The organism is Flavobacterium sp. W20_MBD1_R3, from assembly GCF_052119725.1.
GTDB lineage: Bacteria > Bacteroidota > Bacteroidia > Flavobacteriales > Flavobacteriaceae > Flavobacterium.
Window position 1 is genome coordinate 498,407 of sequence record NZ_JBGQOR010000002.1, and the last position, 22,227, is coordinate 520,633.

The following is a 22,227-nucleotide window of genomic DNA, read 5'->3' on the forward strand; positions in this document are numbered from 1 at the left end:
GTTATCGTAACGCTTCCCTTTTTTAGTGCTTTAAATTCAATTATTCAATCACAATTTTTCGGAATTCTTTTCTGCTTCCATCCAAAACAGTCAATAAATAAATTCCCGGTTGTGCATTTTCTAATTGAATATTTTCGTTAAAATTTGACTTGTTCTGAAATTCATTCTCAAAAAGCTTCTTTCCTAAAACATCATGAACCAGTACTTTTACCCCCGCAGAGGACGTAGCTGTAAACTGAATATTAAAATTTCCCTTATTTGGATTAGGATACACCACAAAATCATTTATTACTACATCTGGTATTACTGAAGTATATGTTTTTGTACAAATAGTTATAGATGCCGAATTTATTGTACCAGTATCATTTTTTTGCATGTCACGAACACGCAAAGTCCAATTTCCCTGCGGACTTTGCCCATTAAATGTGGATAATAATTCAAATGGTGTTACTGTTTGAGCTGTTGTCACTGCACAAGCAAGCGAATTTCCCAGATCATCATAATTCAGACTTAAACTACTGCTCAGAGAACCACAGCTTCTATCAAATAACTTTACAATAGTGCCTTGTGGATTCACTACATCTATTTCCACATCTGACAAGAAGGTATGTGTAAAAGCGACAGCAAAATTCACATCAGATACCAAACCAGCTGTAGCTGGCACCGTAATAGTTCTAGTACTATAACTAGCAGATTCCGGTATGGGAAATGGAGCCGAAAAAGTATAGGTATTACAAGAGGAAGCAACGGAATACCCAATTGCAAAAGGGGTACTGTTTACTGCGTAATAAATATTGGCTGTTGGCTCTATCAAAATCCTACAATCTTCCGCCGTTACATTTGGAACCGTAATTGTATGCGAACCATCATTAGGGGTATTTGATGCTAACATTGTAGAGAAAGTTAATCCACCGTCCGTTGAAAGTTTGATGTTCACATTAGTTGATCCCACTAAAGTAGTAGTGTTATTTACATCCCAAGTAATTGTTTCAGTTGATCCCTGCGACCATCCCAAATTATCAGTATTTTGCGATGATACTGCAAATGGACCTACTGTTCCACTGACATTTACCAGCATTTCATCCGTATTTGTTTGCGCTGTCCCCAGAGCCGCATTATCTCTGCCGGTTAATGTAAAAGTAAGTGTTCTTGCAATAGTGGAAACGGATTCCCATGTGGTTGTCAATTTATTAGCCAAAACTGAACTCAAAGCAGGCATGTAACGTACTGAAGAACTACTTGGATAAAAAGATCTAAAGTTAGGACCATAGATTTTTGTAGGTGAAGCAAAACTAAAATCTCCATCTTCGTTTACCGGAGGATTTGTTGAATTAACAGCCGTATCATATTGTTCCCAGCAATAGGTAACCACATCGCCATTCAAATCTGAACCGGAGCCTTTTAAGATAAACGCGGTCCCTTTAGGAATAGTATAATCCGGGCCTGCGCTGATTGTTGGAGGATTATTGGTCAGTACTGTACTCACAGGGCAACTCTTAGACAATAGATTATCTTGTATTTGCTTTATGCTTGCGTAGGCAAAATAATCATCTGAATTATTTTGAACATTATAACCCGAAGTAATCCCTGCATATGCCATAATAGTGGAACCACTGCCAGGCTCCACATTGACGCCAGCATCCTCAATATCGAAAGAAAACGTATGATTTGCCCCCAATTGATGTCCCATTTCATGCGCTACAAAATCAATATCAAAAGTATCTCCTTGCGGGATACCGTCACTTGGCGCTGTAAACGCACTTCCTTTTGCCGTAGGATCAGCAACAGTAGGATTTACACACACACAACCAATACAACCTGCACTCCCACCACCTCCATCGGCACCAAATAAATGACCAATATCATATCCTGAGTCAGTTATTGTAGCAGTCAAATTATCTTGTAACTCTTCGTTCCAACTGCCTCCTACGCCTGCAGCAGCATCTGAATACGGATCAGTGGCTGCATCCGTGTAAATTATTAGATTGTTATTTGCGATAATACTCAATTTCAAAGCTAAATCCTTATTAAAAACACCGTTAACCCTGGTCATAGTAGCATTCATGGCTGCCAAAGCATTTGCAACAGTACCGCCATGAAATGCTGTATATTCACCCGTACAAGATAAAGCCAGTCTTAAAGTTTTGAAAACTCTAGTATTCGCAGCAATTTTACCGGTCTTGTTTAAGAGTTCTTTATTCAAAGCGACATCTTCCGTTTTGCACGTAAAAGGCAAACTTCCTCGAACTCTACTTTTAGAATCAAAAAGCACATAAACACTATGATCTTTTGAATAAGGTTCAATAAATTCAGAGCCACTTCCACCTCTAAGAATCATAGTCTGAATACCTTTTGGCGACAAACTAAAGTACAAAGATGCTTTTTTATCTGTAATTCCAATACCATTGTAGGCTCGTATATCAGGGTTTTGCGCTTGCAATTCCGGTTCAAAATTAGAAGACTCCCAAACCGAAAATTTCTCTAACTCACCACTCATATTGGGAATCGTAATTTCAATTCGGCTCTGTTTTGAAGTTTTATTTTGAAGTGTTTCCAAAGAATTTTTTAGCGCAGCTTCATCTAACGCAAACATCAACTGATTGTCAGCAAGTGGCTTACTATTAATTCGGTCAGAAATTGCAACTTTATCTTGTATAATTTTTTTCCAAAAAGAACTCTCTTGCGCGTAAATTCCAGCACTTGAAAAAACAATTACAAAAAACAGTATAATTCTTTTCATGATTCTATAATATTTAAACCTCAAAATTAAAGTATTTCTAGTAACGGTCAATTCAATTATTTTATATTTTGAATCAAATTCTATAAAACGCAGCAGTTTTCAATTTTTAAACTCTTTTTTCATCTTTTTCTTGAAAATAATATAGAAATTCAATTAGTCATACCGTTACTTTTGAATAAGATACCCTAAATTTGCGCTTTTATAAAACACTTGCTTTGAAGATTTTTCATTCTATAAACGATTTCAGGTCCACGAAAAAAACAATCTTAACGTTGGGCACTTTTGACGGTGTTCACATTGGTCACAAAAAGATCCTGAGTAAACTGACCCAAAATACGGAGAATGAGAAATACGAAAGCCTGGTGCTTACCTTTTTTCCACATCCCAGAATGGTCTTGCAAGAACATTCCGATTTAAAATTGCTCAACACCATAGATGAAAAAATAGAGCTACTGGAAAAAATTGGCATCGAGAATCTGGTGATTCACCCTTTTGACGAAATATTTTCAAGACTGACTGCCGAAGAATTCGTAAGCACAATTCTTGTTGATCGTTTTCACATTCACAAGATAATAATAGGTCACGACCACCGTTTTGGAAGAAACAGGACCGCTAATATAGATGATCTTATCGCTTTTGGAAAAGAGTACGATTTTGAAGTAGAACAGATATCCGTTCAGGAAATCAATGATATTTCCGTAAGTTCTACCAAAATCAGAAATGCATTATTGGATGGAAATATGGCTTTGGCCAATGAGTACCTCGGATATGACTATTTTTTAACTGGCAATGTAATTCAAGGCAAACAATTGGGAAGAACGATCGGTTTTCCAACCGCTAATTTAAAAATTGATAATGATTACAAACTCATTCCACAAAACGGAGTTTATATTGTACAAAGTACCATTAATCAAAGAATAGTCTTTGGAATGATGAACATTGGATTTAATCCTACAGTTGACGGCCAAAGTCAATCTATAGAAATTCATTATTTTGATTTTAATGCTGATTTATACAATCAAAAAATCAGTGTTTTCATATTACAAAGAATTCGTTCCGAACAAAAATTTGAATCAGTTGATTTGCTAAAGGAACAGTTGGAAAAAGACAAAAAAGTAGCACTCAACTACTTGAATAAATTTTAAGTTTTTAATAAAACATTGCCATTTTTTCTGTAAATTTGAATGTAATATTCTGTTTTTCAAAAGATATGTTTTTCAACTCTTAAAACTAGTGACATGAAACTTCCAAAAGAATTAGTAAACGGATTCATTATTTTTATAGGAATTGGTCTTTATTTCCTGCTAATGGAACTTTTGGGTCTAGCAGATATTTATTTTTTACGTCTTTTTAATATCTTGTTTGTATTTTTTGGAACGTATAAAACCCTAAAATCTAATTTCGCTGAAGGCAAAAATATTTTGGTTTCCAATGCTGTTTCAGCGCTATTAACCTCTCTCACAGGAATATTCTTGAGCATTATTGGGTTGCTTATTTATATTTATATCAAAGGAGGAGATTCCTACGTTGGGTCATTATCAAAAACTTTTCTTTTTGGTGGTGGGCCATCCGTAATGACGTATTCTATTTCTTTATTGTTCGAAGGAATTGCATCCGCTGTAATTGTAACCTTTATGCTGCTATTGTATTGGGATCCGCGTTACGCATCAGACAAACATGGTGCTAAATCTTAAATTATTTTGCTCGATTCTGTATCAGATAAAAAATACCCGAATACCACAGCTGAACTTTAGTCATAAAAATTTGGTAAGCGGCTTTTCAATAGTATTGCATTGGTTCTTTAGAACAATTTAACTACTTTTGACGGATCAAAAAATCGTATCGATGAGCATTACAAAACACAATTGGACCAAAGACGAAATTATCGCCATATATAATAAACCTATGATGGATTTGCTGTATGAAGCAGCTACTATTCATAGGGAACATCATGATCCTAACGTGGTTCAGGTTTCAACTTTACTTTCTATAAAAACAGGCGGATGTCCTGAAGATTGTGGCTACTGCCCGCAAGCTGCACGATACCATACTGAAATTGAGGGTAATGATTTAATGTCAGTTAGCCAAGTAAAAGCGCAAGCGCTTCGTGCTAAATCAAGCGGATCATCCCGTGTATGCATGGGAGCGGCTTGGAGAAATGTAAAAGACGGTCCTGAATTTGACCAAGTTCTTGAAATGGTGCGTACCATAAACAAACTGGACATGGAAGTGTGTTGTACCCTTGGTATGATTACTGAAAATCAAGCTCATCGTTTAGCAGAAGCTGGTTTGTATGCCTACAACCACAATTTAGACACCTCCGAAGAATATTATAAAGAAGTGATCTCGACCCGCGGATTTGAAGACCGTTTGCAAACTATCGAGAATGTTCGTAAAACAAATGTTACCGTTTGTAGTGGCGGAATAATTGGGATGGGCGAAAGTATTGAAGACCGAGCTGGAATGCTTGTAGCGCTATCTACTTTAAATCCACAACCGGAATCTGTACCTATAAATGCATTGGTAGCCGTTGAGGGAACTCCGATGGAAGAAGAAAAACCAGTTGAAATATGGGAAATGATCCGAATGGTAGCAACATCCCGAATCATCATGCCGGAAACGCAAGTTCGTCTTTCTGCGGGCAGAATGAATATGTCTCGCGAAGGCCAAGCCATGTGCTTTTTTGCAGGTGCCAATTCCATTTTTGCAGGAGACAAATTGCTGACAACACCCAACCCTGACGTTAATGAAGACATGAAGATGTTTGAAATGTTAGGATTGAATCCTCAAAAACCATTTACAAAAGTTTCTCAACCACAATCCGTTGAAGCGGCAGATTCTCAATTTTCTCCGTTGGGTGAAAAACCAAAATGGTCAAGACCTGGTCATACGATCGAGAAAAATCTTGAAGCTTCCGGCAAAGGAAAATAATCTTCGTTTAGAATAGGAATAAAACAATGTTGTATTTTTTTACCATATAAGTCATGTAAGTTTAAGTTTCGATTGTGTTAGCCTTATGTAACTATAACAATCATAAGCTCATTTAAGGTTTAATTCTTATATGACTTATATGTTAAATATTATTTCACTATTTTTTTAGTATGACATTAAATAGGTCCAACTACTTATATCACTTTAAAACCATCTTATAAAACAAGATGGTTTTTTTTATGTTTTAATTTTAATACATAACCTTCTTAGTAATGGACTGACCATTTTGCAAAGCTATATTGACCAAGACCATTTGAAGTCCAACCGGCAAGTTCAACACCGATAGATCAGTATTATTTATTCCGTTTTTATGATATACTTTTCTTCCTGCTAAGTTGTATATCGTCACCTCATCAATTAATTCCTTAGCTGAATTTATTTGTAATTGTTTGTTTTTAATCGAAACAAAAACAGACTCATTATTTTTTACAAACTCTTCTGAAATTAAGGTTTTGTCCATAAAACGTAGTACAAAACGATCATCAAATGTTCCTGCCACTGTAGTAAAAGCATAGCTTCCCGTTGTTATCTGGACGGTAGAATTGTTTAATTTGTCCTCTATAAAAACTTTTTTATTGACTAACATTCCATCTACTTGGTCAATATTAAGCTCAAAATTTCCCGCAAGAGTACTGCTGAAACCTAATTTAATTTCATCCATTTCTTCAAATGGCAATGCTCGGCCTTGAATGACTAAATTCACATTCTGATTAATACTGTAAAAATCTAAATACTGGTTTCCGTCAAAACGCTCTCCGTCAAAAGAACTGTCAAAATCATTTGTAGCTCCAGTTGCATATCCTATTAAAATTTGTTTGAAAGCACCTTCATCATTACTCAAATTCAACCAAATTCGGTGTTTTTCTATTTCCGCAGCTTTAGATTTTTTAGTTGGATTTGATTTATAAAAGCTTGCATTTTGACCAATAAGTCGCATACTATTATTAAATACAGCCGTGCCACTTTTGGTACTGGTTACAAAAAAGGATTGTCCTGCGGCTATTTTGCCATCAGGAATTCTATTATTAACGCCTGATTTTATGGCTGCACTGGTCCCAACACCTCCTAATAAATTGTAAACCGCATAATCATCTGAGGTATAAACATTTTTTGTAATTGCTGTATTGTGTGTCCAAAGATAAATGGTCCCATCCATGATTTCTTTATTTTTAAGTAAGAACAGATCGGCGTTTAAAGCAGAGGGATAAGGATTCCCAATTAGATTTGACGTATCTGCGGCAGCAATTGCAACTGATACTTCACCATTATTAGGCACTCCAATAAATACCGCTTCATAGCGTGCTGCAATCGTTTCTGAAAAAGTTCTCGGTCCACGGATAATATAGCCTTGTCCTACCGTCATTTGATTCGTTGCAGTTTGGCGAACCCACGAATCAGCTGCAGCATCAAATGCATAAAACTTATCTGATGGTGTATCAGGAGAAACGTCAACTAGTTTTTGACTGACCACTGGTGACGACCAATACGTGTAATCTGTCATGAGAATTGGCGTTGTTTTTCTTTTCATCTGGATGATTCCCGAATTACTAACCTGATCTTCGGATTGATATAATGCTGCATTATTTTCTAAAATCAATCTTCCTGAACCAGAATAATCAAAAACTAATCCTAACGTATTTCCATCAGGAATTGTAACCGTATTACCTGCACTAATAAAACAAGAACAGGAATTTACTGTTGTAAATGAGGGGTAATTACTCTCAAAAAGTAATGTTTTTTCAGCTGAAGGCATTCCATTATTCCAAGACTTACCATCCCAAACCGAACTATCAGTACACAGTTTGACCCGAGCTACCCGATGTTTTGTCACCCCTGAAACCGAATTAAAATTTCCTCCAATTAGCACTTTATTATTTGGAGTAAAACAAATACTGAACAATGTATTATTCAAATTCACTGAAAACGTCGTGTCATAAATTCCATTTGCAAGCAACCGAACCATTCGCTTGACAGCTGTCCCATTGTAGGTTACAGCAAACGTGCCACCAATCAACAATCTATTATCGGGTTGGACTAGAATAGCTCGGATTTCACCACCACTAAAGCCCAATCCTGTTGCAAAAGAAGTGTCTAAACTCCCATCGCTATTCAATCTCAAAAGTCTTTTGGCAGAAACACCTCTGTAATTCAAAAATGTCCCGCCAACAATGAGTTTATTGTCTGACTGCAATGCGATTGAATACACATTTTTATCAAAACCAACGCCAATAGAAAATCCCGAATCTATACTTCCATCTGTATTTAAACGAACGATCCGATTATATGAAATTCCATTAAAAAAAGAAAACTGGCCGCCTAAAACAATCTTGCCGTCTGTTTGCAACAAAATACAGTCAACAATAGCATCGGCACCGGACCCTATATTGAAACTAGAATCCAAAGTTCCATCAGCGGACAACCTTACGATTCTGTTTGTCGATACTGTGTTGTAGCTGCTAAAATTCCCCGAAACAATAATTTTACCATCTGGCTGTAACGCCAAAGCATACACTTGACCATTAAAGCCCGTTCCAATGGAAAAAGTACCATCAATTTCGCCATTTGGCAAAATTCGTGCAATTCTGTTCCGTGCAACGCCGTTGTAATTTGTGAAAACACCTGCAAAAACAACTTTATTATCGGTTTGTACAATAGCAGTTTTAACAGTATTATTTGCGCCAGCACCAGAATTATTAAAAGAAACGTCAATTGCTCCGTCTTCGGATAATCGTGTAATTCTGTTGCATATTGTTCCGTTGAATTTAGTAAAATTTCCAAAAACCATCGTTTTATTATCGGATAACGCAATTACTTTTAAAACAGAATTATCAAAACCAACTCCAGCAGTAAGATATCCGATGTCTAAAGCACCAAAAGCATCAATCCGCGCCAAACGCCCTTGATTCTGGGAATCGAAAACAGAAAATGACCCACCAACATAGCAAGAACCATCAGGTGCAATAGCTAAATCCAGAACGGATGCTGACGACGGGCCTTCACCAATGTCAAAGGCGGGATTGATAACACCATTTGATTCCAGTGAAACTATTCTATTAACAGCAGTTCCGTTATAAGTCCCCGAGAAGGACCCGCCAATCAGAATTTGTCCTGCAGGATTTAGTTTCACAACCTCTACGGTACCACCACTAAATCCTGTACCCGCACTAAAATTAGTATCAACAGAACCATCAATATTTAAGCGAATTATTTTGTAAGCTTTAACACCATTGAAATTTAAAAAGTTACCCCCTACTAAAATCTTTCCATCCCGTTGTGTCGTGAGCGCTGACACACCATCATCAAAACCAGTTCCTTGCACAAAAGTAGCATCAACAGTTCCATTGGAATTCAGTCTAATTATTCTGCCGCAAGCAGTTCCATTAAAAGAAATAAATGATCCTCCTACTATTATTTTTCCGTCTTGTTGAATGTGAACTTCTTCAACAAGCGAATTGGCACCAATTCCAATTGCAAATGTTGGATCTAAATTTCCGTTAGGTAAAACACGCGCTACCCTTGGCGCCGCAACGCCATTATAACTTGTGAAACTGCCCCCAATAATAATACTACCATCGGATTGTAAATCACATGCATAAATAGTGTTCGTTGCAGTTCCTGATGATGATTTGAAAGTGTCGTCTCTAGAACCATCTGCATTAAGACGGATTAGTTTTCCAACATTTACACCATTAAAGCTCGTAAAAGAACCTCCTAAAATTATCTTTCCATCGGGTTGAATAATGGAGCAATATACTATACCATTAATTCCTAAGCCTGAAGTGAATGTAAGATCTTTGGAACCATCCGGCAGCAACCTGCATAAATATGGAGTTGCAGCACCATTGAAAAATAAAAAACTACCTCCAACAATTAGTTTCCCATCTGTTTGCAAAGCAACAGTTCTAACGGCTGCATCAAAACCGTCACCTTGCAACCCGTCATCATAGGTATTGAATGCTGCATCTGACTTTCCTTGTTGCGAAAAAGCTACATTGACAAAAAAGAAGACAAGAAAAATAGTGAAATGTTGCACTTGTCCTTTTTTAATTGAATCTATGACATTTGCCAAAACCGTACAAAAATTCATAATTGTACTAAAAGATTATGTTTCATTTGGATTGTTTTAAATTGTTTCCGTTTTTGTTTAATCTCCTTTAACAAAGAAATCTCCGCAATAACTTTATAAATGTAAAAACAATCTTCAGTACACACAATACCCACATTTAGTGATATTTAAACAAAAAAAACGGACTAATTTTTAACTTCTAAGCTTGTCTAAAATCACATTTTTTAGCAAAAACGATAATACAGATTTACGTTTTAGCAGCAAAACCACATCATCGTTGTACATTCGATCCTGTTTTCCAATTGCACCCCTTCTTATATCTCTAATTATCAGCGAAACTAACAAGAACAATACCTACACAGCAACCCGATACCAATAGCTATCCCTGGACATGTTGATTATCAAGAAAGGCGATATTAATTATAGAAAATCGTTTGGATTATTTAGCTCTATTTGAACACCTATTTTAATAAATCAAAGAGAGGTTTTATCTAAAAAAGCGCAAATAAATACCATTAGCTAAAAACTAATTCACACAAAAAAGCCCATTTTGCAAAACAAAATGGGCTTAAAGTATTGCTGTATGATGCTTTTAATACACTGTTTTTGTGGTAACAATCTGACCGCTTTGCAACACCGTTTTTACAATTAAAGCTTGGTCACTTGATCCTAAATTAGGAATTACTAATTCAAGGTTATCAACATTTGTCTTTTCAAAAATTTGTTTACCCAGCACATCATAAATAAAAACTTTATCGATAGTTTCTACTGATGAGTTAATTTTTATCTGTTTGTTTTTTACTGATACTAAAACCTGCATCGCAGCAGTATCAAAATCACCTAGACCTAACGTCCTGTTTGTATAACGCAGTACAAAACGATCATTAAAAGTACCTTTTTCAGTGCTAAAAGTATAAACTGCTTTTTTCAGATCATAAATACTATTGTTGCTTTTATCTTCAAGGTAAATATTCTGAGAACTCAAAAACCCATCGACCTCATCAATACTAATTGAAAAACTTCCTTGAATTACAGAACTATATCCCAATGGAACAGCATCATTTTCATCAAAGGGTAAAGCCCTTGCTTGTATCGTTAAATTTTTATCTGCGTTGATACTATAAAAATTAACAAATTGATTTCCGTTATTATTTGCACCATCAAAGACATTGTCATAACCATTAGTTGCATCTGTAATATAACCAATCAAGACCTGCTTGAATGCACCTTTATCATTGGTTAGATTTAGCCAAACACGGTTTTTCTCGATTGCATTTGTATTTTTTGAGCTTTGGGTGGTCTTAAAAAACTGACCATTATCTAGCGTGATATCGTTTACACCCACTCTCATACTATTTTTGAATCTTGCTTTACCTGCCGCTTTACCAGTTGCAAAGAAACCTTGTCCTGAGGCAATCATACCAGATGGTTTATTAGACCTTTTCTCTACATTTGATTCCATATTACCGGTTGTAATTATTTTTTTTATTTCAGTTCCAACGCCTCCTGTAAGATTATAAGAAGCATAATCATCCGAAATATAAACTAAATCTCCCGAACCTTCGTTAGTAGCGCCAGTTGCAGTACGTATTGGTGTATTGTGCGTCCAGAAATAAAGAGTTCCCTGCAACACCTCTCTATTGGCTATTAAGAACGATTCAGCATCCAATGCCGAAGGATATGGATTCCCAATAAGATTATTTGATTTTCCGAGAGCTGAAACTAAAATATCCACCTCATAATCCCCATTATTTGGAGTTCCTTCAAAAGATGCTTCATGAAATTTCAATGGAGGTGTCCCAACAATTTTGGGCCCTCTAATAATATATCCTATTCCCTTCCCCATAATAGTAGATGGAGGCGCATAATTCCAATTATCTTCGGCGGCATTAAATGAATAAAAGAAACCCGAAGGTGTCTTAGGAGACACGGCAGACAATATTTGCCCCGCTACAGGTGACGACCAATAGGTGTAATCTGTTTCTCTATATGTATTATTTAATCGTTTGTAAATTATTTTTCCCTCGTTAATCGCATCATCATTTACTTGCACCAAGCTAGAATTGTTCTCAAAAGTTAGACTTGTACCCACAGCTGTATTTACTTTTACGGCATTCGTTATTTTCAAAGTATGACCTGATAGTACGTTCACTTGAACTCCCGCATTCACAGTACAATCGCAACCTTCTAGATTTCCGAGAGAGGTATAATTTGTTTCAAAAACAATACTTTGTTCAATAGTTGGCGGACCAGTTGTCCAGCCGCCATTGTAAGTAGCTATTAATGGTACCGGTTTAATTACAACAAGATCCGATCCCACAGACAAACAAGAGGCAACATCCATCGTAAAAGTATAGTTTCCCGGTGCTAGATTTTCTACGGTTTTTGTATCTCCTGTACCCGTGCCTATTGGAGTCCCGTTTTGATATAAAGTCCATGTGTCTGTTGCCGGTAAACCACTTAAAACGACACTACCGGTTGAGACGATGCAAGTAGGTTGTGTGATTGCTCCCAAGGCTGGAGGTGCAGTTGTGCTTACTGTAACTAACTGTGTAGTTCCACCTGTAACGGTATTACAAGGTGCTGGATCCTTTCTGCGAACCCAATATGTTGTATTTGATGTTAATCCAAGCGCTGTATAACTTACTGAAGTTGCGCCTGAAATAATATTTGAACCTACCGTTGAGCCAGTTCCCCACTCAAAAGAGCCTCCTGTACCTAAAATACCGCCAGATGCTGTTAATGTAGTTGTGCTTCCGCTACATATTGTAGTTGTGCCTGTTATAGATGTTGGTGCCGTACTAATTGTATTTACTGTAACTAACTGTGTAATTCCACTTGTAACCGTATTACAAGGCGCTGAATCCTTTCTGCGAACCCAATATGTAGTATTTGATGTTAATCCAAGCGTTGTATAACTTACTGAAGTTGCGCCTGAAATAATATTTGAACCTACCGTTGAGCCAGTTCCCCACTCAAAAGAGCCTCCTGTACCTAAAATACCGCCAGATGCTGTTAATGTAGTTGTACCCCCGATACATATTGTGGTTGTGCCTGTTATAGATGTTGGTGCCGTACTAATTGTATTTACTGTAACCAACTGTGTAATTCCACTTGTAACCGTATTACAAGGCGCTGAATCCTTTCTGCGAACCCAATATGTAGTATTTGATGTTAATCCAAGCGTTGTATAACTTACTGAAGTTGCGCCTGAAATAATATTTGAACCTACCGTCGAGCCAGTTCCCCACTCAAAAGAGCCTCCTGTCCCTAAAATACCGCCAGATGCTGTTAAGGTAGTTGTGCCCCCGCTACATATTGTGGTTGTGCCTGTTATAGATGTTGGTGCCGTACTAATTGTATTTACTATAACTAACTGTGTAATTCCACCTGTAACCGTATTACAAGGTGCTGGATCCTTTCTGCGAACCCAATATGTTGTATTTGATGTTAACCCAAGCGTTGTATAACTTACTGAAGTAGCGCCTGAAATAACATTTGAACCTACCGTTGAGCCAGTTCCCCACTCATAAGTGCCTCCTGTCCCTAAAGTACCGCCAGATGCTGTTAAGGTAGCTGTGCTTCCGCTACATATTGTGGTTGTGCCTGTTATAGATGTTGGTGCTGTACTAATTGTGTTTACTGTAACTACCTGTGTAATTCCACTTGTAACCGTATTACAAGGTGCTGGATCCTTTCTGCGAACCCAATATGTTGTATTTGATGTTAATCCAAGCGTTGTATAACTTACTGAAGTTGCGCCTGAAATAATATTTGAACCTACCGTTGAGCCAATTCCCCACTCATAAGTGCCTCCTGTCCCTAAAATACCGCCAGATGCTGTTAATGTAGTTGTGCTTCCGCTACATATTGTAGTTGTACCTATTATAGATGTTGGTGCTGTACTAATTGTGTTCACTGTCAAACCAACTACGTTAGTAGATCCAGTTACTGCAGGATTACTGCTAACCACTCTTATTCTGTAACCTGTCCCGCTTACTGTACCAGCAGGCATTGTGCCTAAAATAGAGCCCGCAGCAATTGATGACAAAGCTCCAATAGTTACTGGAGAGCCAAAATTACCTGTTGCATCAGATAACTGGGCGGTAAAAATATTGCCTGCATTAAAAATCCCTGTTGTTGTATAAGGTATGCTTACTGCAGCTCCCGCACAATAGGAAGTTGGTGAAATAGCACCCGTTGTGATAGTTTTACGTTCTAAAATGTTAATGGTATAATCCTCTACCTCACCATCGAAACCAGTTTCACATGAAGTTGGATTGACATTCCATTTAGCTGAGATTCTCATTCTTGTATTACCAGGTAGTGCCGTAGTTGGAATTAGTATGTTTAATGGGCTTTCGCTGGTCCTACCATTGGGGTTATCATTTGTATTTCCAAGAATAAATGCTTCTCCTAGATCAAGAAAATCCCCATCTTGATTCCAGTCAATCCATGCCATTGCAAAAATTCTATAATTACCGGATGTATTTAAATTTACCGTTAAATCATAGGAGGTCCCTTGGGTTACTGAGGTTGAAATCCCTGTAAAATCTGAATAATCATTATCCTCAGATGGCGTGCTTTTATCTATGGTATTAAACTTAACAAGCCTAATTCCTGTAACATAACCATCAGTTTTATTTCCAGATGAACGGCAATATTTGTCGCTCTTAATTATAATATTATCAACATAAAAAAACTCGTTATTATCCAAATCTGTAGCTCGAATCCGGATTTTTATTTGACTATTTCCGGCCGGAACAAAAAAAGTGTAAGGGTTGGATGATACTGACTCATTGTCACCATCTGTAGATCTCCAATCGATACCTGGATTATTATTATCGCCATCAACTAATCGTATTGCACTATAATTGGCACCCCCATCATAGGAAATATCAAGATATAAATCTTCATCTCTATCAATAGCAACTGCTTTAAATGAGACTGTTACTGAAACATTTGAAAATGCAGAAATATCTACATTATCAAATACTACATTGGAGTTCCTATTATTGCTAAATCTTAATGAATTTGGAGAAGATTCAAAAGTTGAACTAGTAACTGTTACAGAAGTTGAACTAGAAACAGTATACCCTAAATCATCTGAATAACCTGAAGCTCCAGAATCAAAACTCTGGCTTCTAATAATCGTCTGCGAAAAAGCAGCAAAGCTAAATAACAAAAAAAATAGTGGTACCAATTTTTTTAAAGTGGAGTAATTTTTATTCATGTGATGATATTATTTTAAATGTATTTTAACTAAAATCATAATCCGTTTTAACAACAAAAAAATAGGAAATCAGCTAATGTCGCAATATCGGTCAGTTTTTTAAATAGTAACTAATTTAATCGACTAACTACTTAAATAACCGTTGAAATACACCTTTTAACATGTCAAATCAATAAAAAAAAATAATATTCACAACAAATGATTTGATAAGTGTAATAACCTAAAAACTAACAAGATCCTTAATTTTCAACCATTTTTTCTTTTGGTGTAAACCAGCAAAAACTAAATTTTTATAACCGCTTAAAACAAGCAAGCGATAAAACCTTATTTTACACGTAAAACAAAAGGAGTTTTCTTAAATTTGAACACTACAAATCGTTGTAAAACCAAAAAAAAATGAATCCCATTTATACCATAAAAACAGCCATTCCTAAAATTGAGCATTATTGCGCTTATCAGGAACGCTGTCATGAAGAGGTTGTACAAAAATTGTGGAGCATGAAAATGGATTCTGATGAAATCGACACGATTTTAGTGCATCTAATCAAAGATAATTTCCTGAATGAAAGTCGGTTTGCCTGCAGTTTCGCCCGAGGTAAACACCGCATCAAGTTTTGGGGAAAAATCAGAATTGTCAACGAATTAAAATTTCGAAAAATCACACAATACAATATAAATCTGGCGCTGAAGGAAATCACTACAGAGGAATATTTATCTACTTTTCATACCGTGGCTAAAAAAAACTGGGAATCCATTCCGGAAAAAAATGTGCTGAAAAAACGCAAAAAATTCTGTGATTTCTTGTTGCGAAAAGGCTACGAAAGTAATTTGGTTTACGAAAAGGCAAAAGAACTGGAAAGTTGGAACACGGATGACACGGATAAAACCGATTAACGCTGATTTTTTTGTTTGCAAAAGAAAAAGCTACTCCAAAACAATTCGTTTTAGCCCAAGATTCAGTTCTAAGTCATATTGAAAAAAAACCAAAACCAACAATGGAATTATTTGCTCTCATTCAAATGGTATTCCACACAAAAATAAAAATTCGCTTAAATCTGCGTCATCTGCGTGCCATTCTCCTGGAAATTTATACACAGATCGCACCAATTAACACTGATTGCAAAAATTTATGAAATTAGAGTAATTCGTAGCTCCCTTTTTACAAAAGCACACCTCTTTTAAATTGCATCGTTATACACTCAAAAGTATACTCACCGCATTTCCACCAAAACCAACGGCATTAATCAGTACTTTCTTAATTGGTTTGGCTTGAATTTGTGCTGCCGCAAAGGGAACTCCGATAAATCGATTGTGTTGCATCATCAGTATAGCGAGTTCCATACTTAAAATTCCCGATGCGCCAAAAGTGTGACCAATTTTCCATTTATTGGTAGTCAGCAATGGCAGACTTTCGCCAAAAACTTTCTCTATGGCTTTGTACTCCGTCAGATCACCTTTTATAGTTCCCGGAGCATGCATTACGATGACATCCACTTCTGATAAATGAGTGTTTTGCAAGGCCATTTTCATGGATTTTTGAAAGCAAGTCGCTTCTGCCGATATTGAAATACTATGTTCCAGAATCTCCGTAGCATAACCCATTCCTTCGATATAAGCCAAGGCGTTTTCTTTTTTCCCAATTTCCAGACAACACACGCCGGCACCTTCGCCAAGAATCATGGTATTCTTCTTTTTTTCTAAATCAAGTGCCCGATTGGGATATTCTTCGGTACTATTCGAATATATTTTCAAAGCGCGCATTTGGGCAATCGTAAAATCAGTTAAAGGCGCTTCCGTTCCACCCACTAAAAATTTATCTGCCATTCCTGCTTTTAGCCACGCCACCCCGTTTAAAACGGCATGCAATGCGGTCGAACACGTAATGGAATGTGAGATTTCCGGCCCGGAACTTTGCAAATCATGAGCCACCCAAGAAGAAATATTACCCAAAGTGGTCGTTGGAGAAGCTAAAGTTTGTGCTTTCCCTGTTTTTAAATATTCCTGATAATGCGTTTCAAATAAATCAGTAGCACCACGAGAGGAACCAATATTGATTCCGAAAACGTCATTGTATGACCAACCTGCATTTTGCATGGCTTGTCGCGAAGCAGCCATGGCATACAAAACCGATTGGTCTAACGACTTATATTTGCTGTCTGATAGTTTCAATTTGCGAATTATTTCACTCGAATCAGTATCAATTTTGGCTACTAACGTGTTTTTATGGTCGATAAGATGTTCCGAAAAACAATGATTATCATGGAGATAATTCTTCCAAATTTCCTCAGATGTGTTTCCTAAAGATGAAAGAGAAGCGATGGCGGTTATGGAGATTGTTTGTTGTTGCAAGTGGATAATTTTTTATTTAGTTTGACGAAAATTCAAAAAGAAAATTCAAACATGCGCACGTTTTACTATCACTAAAGAAAGTTTTTAATCCTGTTTCTTTGTGAGTCTCTGCGTTATCTTTGTGGATCTTTGTGTAATAACTTTGAAGGCAAAACTAGACTATTTCTAAAGCATTTTCGACAACTTGATATATTTTATCCAATTGCTCATCGGTAATAATGTAAGGAGGCAAAATGTAAACTATGTTACCAACAGGGCGCAGAATTACTCCGTTTTCGATAAAAAAATCATAGAGTTTATTGCGCAATGATCCATAATAACTGGCTAAACTTTCGGTTTTTATTTCTAAAGCAAAAATGACTCCCAGCACTCGTGTTGTCGTTACTTTTGGATGGTTTTTAATACGCTCTTGAAATTCCAAATGCTTGTGATTGACCCGAACTAAATTAGCTTGCATTTCATTGGTTTGCAACAATTCTATACTCGCCAAAGCCGCAGCACAACCTGTTGGATTTGCTGTAAAGGTGTGTCCATGAAACAAGGCTTTATTTATATCGTCATCATAAAAAGCATCAAATAAATCCTGCGTAAAAGTTGTAATCGCCATAGGAATTGTTCCTCCTGTTAATGCTTTGGACAAACACATCATATCTGGTTTTTGAATCAAATAATCCGTTGCAAACGTTTTTCCCGTTTTGCCAAAGCCTGTCATCACTTCATCTGCAATGGTAAGGACTTTATTTTCTTGACAAATTTGCATTAGTTTATCTAACGATTCCGGTTCATACATCACCATTCCTGCAGCTCCCTGAACCAAAGGCTCAAAAATAAAACCCGCACAATTGTTGTTTTCTATAACTGATTGTAACGCATCAAAACTTTCCTGCTCCTGTCCTTTCACCGGAACTGGAATCCGAACCACATCAATAAACATTCCTTGAAAAGCTTCTATAAAAAACGAGATTCCACTTGCTGCCATAGCGCCAAAGGTATCCCCGTGAAATGCATTTTCGAAAGCAATAATCGTCGTTCTCTTTTCTCCTTTGTTGAAAAAATACTGTAGTGCAACTTTTATCGCTACTTCAACTGCTGTAGATCCATTATCAGAAAAGAATATTTTTCGTTGGTTTTTAGGTAAAGTTTCCATCAACTTCTCAGCTACCAAGATAGCAGGTTCGTGTGTAAATCCACCAAAAAGCACATGCTCTAATGTCGTGAGTTGTTTGTAAATGGCATCAGCAATAAATGTATTGGAATGTCCATACGGATTCACCCACCACGAGGCAATCGCATCAATATATTCTTTGTTATTTTCGTCCCAAAGTAAGGCGCCTTTCCCTTTTTTAATGGCAATTGGTAACGCTGCAGTTTTGTGTTGAGTGTATGGATGCCAAAGATGTTGACGGTCTCTTTCAGTTAAATTCATCTTACAAAGATAAAGGAAGCAAGTTACAAGAAGCGAGAAAAAACAAAAAACAAGTCTTGATTCTTTCCTCTTGATTCTTGACTTTTACAAACTCAATAGCTGTTCTTTAAAAAAATCAGCGTATTCTTTAATTACATTTTGATCAAAATAGGGTTCTTGTTCTATTCTTCCAATGCAATATACTCCCGTTTTACTCAATATTATTGCTTCAGTAGCTTTGTTTTCATCTCCAGAGAAAACTATTCCGGCAACTACTATTTTTCTGTTTTGTAAAGCTTCAATGGTCAATAACGTATGATTGATACTTCCTAAATAATGTCGGGAAACCACAATCACTTTATAATCAGGCTGGATTAAATCAATCACACACTCCTTTGAATTTAACGGGACAAAAACGCCTCCCGCACCTTCAATGACCAAATGATTTTCTGTTTTGGGTTCGATGATTTTATCTAGATGAATGGAAATTCGGTCCAATTCAGCAGCAAAATGGGGACTTGCTGGCGTATTCAAAGCATAACTATTAGGATGAATTACCGTTTTTTCATTAGACAAAAATGATTTGACTTTATGGCTGTCAGAGTTTTCAAGATCTCCCGCTTGAATGGGTTTCCAATAATCAGCTTCTAAAGCTTCTGTTACAATGGCTGACGCGATGGTTTTACCTACATCGGTTCCAATTCCTGTTATAAATAGTTTCATATAATTAGCACACGGATGACACAGATTTAACTGATTGTCACGGATTTTTAAAATTTAATTAAATTCAAATTTACACTTATTGCATTTATACTTATGTTTAGAATAAAAAGGTATTACGACAATAAGAAGTGAAAAAACAAAGGAGAGTAATGATTTTAAATCATTAATTGAAGTTACCATGTTAATTTGCTCAACACCACACTTTGGACATTTAATCAGCTGATTTTCTTCATTCAGCGAATACGTGCTTATTTGAGAAATAATCCTACTTCCTTCAATAAAATCTTCATTCCTCACAAAAAGTTTCACACCACCAATAGCATTACTATACATTGGATTTGCATCAACAGTATTATTATCTCGCATAAATACTTCAATCCCTTCTGACTCTAGTTTTCCTTTAAAAATTATCGCTTCTGATGAATACTGATAGATTCCAATTAACTTAAAAATAGATTCCGATAATTCTTTGTGTAAAATTTCAGTCATTATTACTGCTTAAAAATTAAAATCCGCTTAATCCGTATTATCCGCGTGCCATAAAAACAAAAGTACTCAACAATCGCAACACTTCCGTGATTTCCTCTTGCGAATTATAACTGTGCAAACAAAAACGCAGACGTTCCTGCCCTTCGGGAACGGTTGGCGAAAGTATCGCTTTTACATCAAATCCCTTTTCCTGCAGTTGGTTAGCAATTGCTTTTACTTTTTCATTTCCCGGGATTATAGCCGATTGTATCGCTGATTTGCTTCGAACGAAAAGCGGCTTTAATCCCAACATATTCTTTTCCTGATTGAAATGAATGATGTTTCCTCGAAGTACTTCTATATTTTTTTTATTTTTTTCTAAAAATTGATAGGCAACCAAAATCGTAGCAACCGAATGCGGCGAAAGCCCAGTGGTATAAATAAAACTTCGGGCAAAATTTACCAAATAATCCTTCAATTCAACTGAACCTAAAATCGCTGCTCCATGACAACCCAATCCTTTCCCGAAAGTCATAATGCGAGCAAAAACGTGATCTTGCAAGCTCAACATTTGAACAAATCCTTGGCCTTCTGCACCAAAAACTCCTAAAGCATGCGCTTCATCAACAACAAGATAACAAGTATGTTTATTTGAAACCAAAATTAATTCTTCAAGATTTGGACAATCACCATCCATCGAAAAAATAGATTCGGTTACGATATAAATCGTAATGTTTGGATTCCGTATAATTAACTTTTCTAAATCTTCAAAATCATTATGGTTGAACTTATAGGCTTTCGCATTCGACAATTGAATTCCGTCCCGAATAGAAGCATGGCACAACTCATCGTATAAAATCAAATCTCCTTTTTGTGGAACCGAGCCAAAGAATCCAACATTAGCATCATAACCCGAATTAAAAATTAGCGCTGTTTCTGATTGATGGAACTCAGCAATAAAGTCTTCTGTTTCTTGATACAATTTATGGTTTCCAGACAATAAGCGGGAACCGGTTGCTCCGTTTTGAGTGATTTTATTGCGAATTAAAAACTCGTGCGTCTCCTTAAAAATAATTTCAGACTGGGAAAGCCCTAAATAATCATTCGAAGAAAAATCAATCCTTTTGCTTAACAAAGGTAATTTTCGCAACGCATTATGCTGCTTTCGAATTTCAAGTTTAGCGGACAGATTTTCTGGAAAATGTTTCATAGTCAGCAAAAATAAGCATCTTTTTTGGTTTATGGATTTTGTGTCCCAATTGTTTAATTTTCTATCAAAAATTTAAAAAAAAACAAATTTTTTTCTCTAAACCTAAATTTGGCTTCTTCATCAATAAAATTAAATCCATTAAAAATTAACAACTAGAATAAACCAATGGAAAAAAATTATACAAATTTTTCCGAAAACGGTTTCGATTTACAACTTTCATAAAATTATGTTAAAAAAAACTTAAAATTAATATCGGAGATATCAACCTATGAAATAGTTTTCTACTTTCGGCCCATATGAAACGAATTGCATCACTTTTTTTACTAGTAACGTTGTTCTACAACGTGATGGGATACTATCTGATGTTTGCTTATCAAGAAGAGCAAGCTTGGGTATCCGCTATGGAAAAAAGAAACGATTCAGAGTTTCAAGTAATCCAATTAAATGCCACTTTATACTCTTTTATCGAAGATACTGATTTTGAGTATGTCAATGAAGATGTTGTCATCAACAACAAGAGTTATCACATTTTCAAAAAAAGAATTCAAAACAACATACTTAGTCTGTATTACCTGCGCAATTCTCATCAAGATGCAATAAACCAGGATTTAAAAGATATTGTAGACAATCAATTATTCAACGGATCCTCATCAAAAGAGTCTCCGGTTAAAAAACTATTAAAATCTTTCCTGAAAGATTACGTACCAAATACAGCCGTTTGTATTACTTTTTCACCCGAAAAGGAAGCAGTGCTTGTAGCATTTAATGAAAGTCCTACACCGTCCTTACACTCAGGATACCTTGCTTTATCGTATACCCCACCCGATTTCGTTTAAATCTTCTTTTATTTTTAGTGAAGTTATTCGCTTTTATCTGGCATTTGTAAAGTCACGATAATTCACGATTTCTTTGAGCTAAATCTGTACTTCTATTAAACCTTTCGTTAGAAATTACGACCGCTAAAAACGCAAAATAACTTTTGTATTTTTCTAATCATTTTTCTGAATGATTTCAATGAGTTATATTATTTCTATTCTGGTCC

Annotated in this window: 13 protein-coding genes; 5 read left to right on the plus strand and 8 right to left on the minus strand. The window is 36.2% G+C overall.

The window, feature by feature from the left end; translation table 11 throughout:
- Positions 1 to 40: 40 nt before the first annotated feature.
- The gene (locus ACEN2F_RS05290; protein ID WP_441736691.1) at positions 41 to 2,740 is read right to left on the minus strand and encodes a zinc-dependent metalloprotease; all 2,700 of its coding nucleotides are present in this window, start codon (positions 2,738 to 2,740) and stop codon (positions 41 to 43) included.
- 215 nt (positions 2,741 to 2,955) lie between these two features.
- On the opposite strand from ACEN2F_RS05290, the gene ACEN2F_RS05295 reads away from it, so the two are divergent.
- From ACEN2F_RS05295 to bioB, 3 genes are all read left to right on the plus strand, one after another.
- The gene (locus ACEN2F_RS05295) at positions 2,956 to 3,885 is read left to right on the plus strand and encodes a bifunctional riboflavin kinase/FAD synthetase (protein WP_441736692.1); all 930 of its coding nucleotides are present in this window, start codon (positions 2,956 to 2,958) and stop codon (positions 3,883 to 3,885) included.
- A 93-nt stretch (positions 3,886 to 3,978) separates the two neighbouring features.
- Positions 3,979 to 4,434, plus strand: a complete 456-nt coding sequence (locus tag ACEN2F_RS05300; protein ID WP_441736693.1) for a hypothetical protein — start codon at positions 3,979 to 3,981, stop codon at positions 4,432 to 4,434.
- Positions 4,435 to 4,585: 151 nt separating this feature from the next.
- A complete protein-coding gene (bioB, locus tag ACEN2F_RS05305; protein ID WP_441736694.1) occupies positions 4,586 to 5,671 on the plus strand; it encodes a biotin synthase BioB in 1,086 nt (361 codons plus the stop codon).
- A 250-nt stretch (positions 5,672 to 5,921) separates the two neighbouring features.
- Here the strand turns inward: bioB and ACEN2F_RS05310 are convergent, their stop codons facing one another.
- Together ACEN2F_RS05310 and ACEN2F_RS05315 are read right to left on the minus strand one after the other, a co-directional pair.
- Complete coding sequence (locus ACEN2F_RS05310) at positions 5,922 to 9,818, minus strand: T9SS sorting signal type C domain-containing protein (RefSeq protein ID WP_441736695.1); 3,897 nt, start codon at positions 9,816 to 9,818, stop codon at positions 5,922 to 5,924.
- A gap of 571 nt (positions 9,819 to 10,389) precedes the next feature.
- Positions 10,390 to 15,030, minus strand: a complete 4,641-nt coding sequence (locus ACEN2F_RS05315; protein ID WP_441736696.1) for a GEVED domain-containing protein — start codon at positions 15,028 to 15,030, stop codon at positions 10,390 to 10,392.
- Positions 15,031 to 15,426: 396 nt separating this feature from the next.
- On the opposite strand from ACEN2F_RS05315, the gene ACEN2F_RS05320 reads away from it, so the two are divergent.
- Complete coding sequence (locus ACEN2F_RS05320; protein WP_441736697.1) at positions 15,427 to 15,924, plus strand: regulatory protein RecX; 498 nt, start codon at positions 15,427 to 15,429, stop codon at positions 15,922 to 15,924.
- A 297-nt stretch (positions 15,925 to 16,221) separates the two neighbouring features.
- On the opposite strand, the gene ACEN2F_RS05325 is transcribed toward ACEN2F_RS05320, so the two are convergent.
- The 5 genes from ACEN2F_RS05325 to ACEN2F_RS05345 form a co-directional block, all read right to left on the minus strand.
- Positions 16,222 to 17,379 (minus strand): beta-ketoacyl synthase N-terminal-like domain-containing protein, encoded by a 1,158-nt coding sequence (locus tag ACEN2F_RS05325; protein ID WP_441736698.1) that lies wholly within the window; start codon positions 17,377 to 17,379, stop codon positions 16,222 to 16,224.
- A gap of 154 nt (positions 17,380 to 17,533) precedes the next feature.
- Positions 17,534 to 18,805, minus strand: coding sequence for an adenosylmethionine--8-amino-7-oxononanoate transaminase (bioA, locus tag ACEN2F_RS05330; protein WP_441736699.1), 1,272 nt, complete (start codon positions 18,803 to 18,805; stop codon positions 17,534 to 17,536).
- A gap of 84 nt (positions 18,806 to 18,889) precedes the next feature.
- Positions 18,890 to 19,507: a dethiobiotin synthase gene (gene bioD / locus ACEN2F_RS05335; RefSeq protein ID WP_441736700.1), complete on the minus strand. Its 618-nt coding sequence runs from the start codon at positions 19,505 to 19,507 to the stop codon at positions 18,890 to 18,892.
- 54 nt (positions 19,508 to 19,561) lie between these two features.
- Complete coding sequence (locus tag ACEN2F_RS05340) at positions 19,562 to 19,996, minus strand: DUF2007 domain-containing protein (RefSeq protein ID WP_441736701.1); 435 nt, start codon at positions 19,994 to 19,996, stop codon at positions 19,562 to 19,564.
- Between the two features lie 37 nt (positions 19,997 to 20,033).
- The gene (locus tag ACEN2F_RS05345) at positions 20,034 to 21,185 is read right to left on the minus strand and encodes an aminotransferase class I/II-fold pyridoxal phosphate-dependent enzyme (RefSeq protein ID WP_441736702.1); all 1,152 of its coding nucleotides are present in this window, start codon (positions 21,183 to 21,185) and stop codon (positions 20,034 to 20,036) included.
- Between the two features lie 296 nt (positions 21,186 to 21,481).
- On the opposite strand from ACEN2F_RS05345, the gene ACEN2F_RS05350 reads away from it, so the two are divergent.
- Positions 21,482 to 22,021: a hypothetical protein gene (locus ACEN2F_RS05350; protein ID WP_441736703.1), complete on the plus strand. Its 540-nt coding sequence runs from the start codon at positions 21,482 to 21,484 to the stop codon at positions 22,019 to 22,021.
- Positions 22,022 to 22,227: the final 206 nt, after the last annotated feature.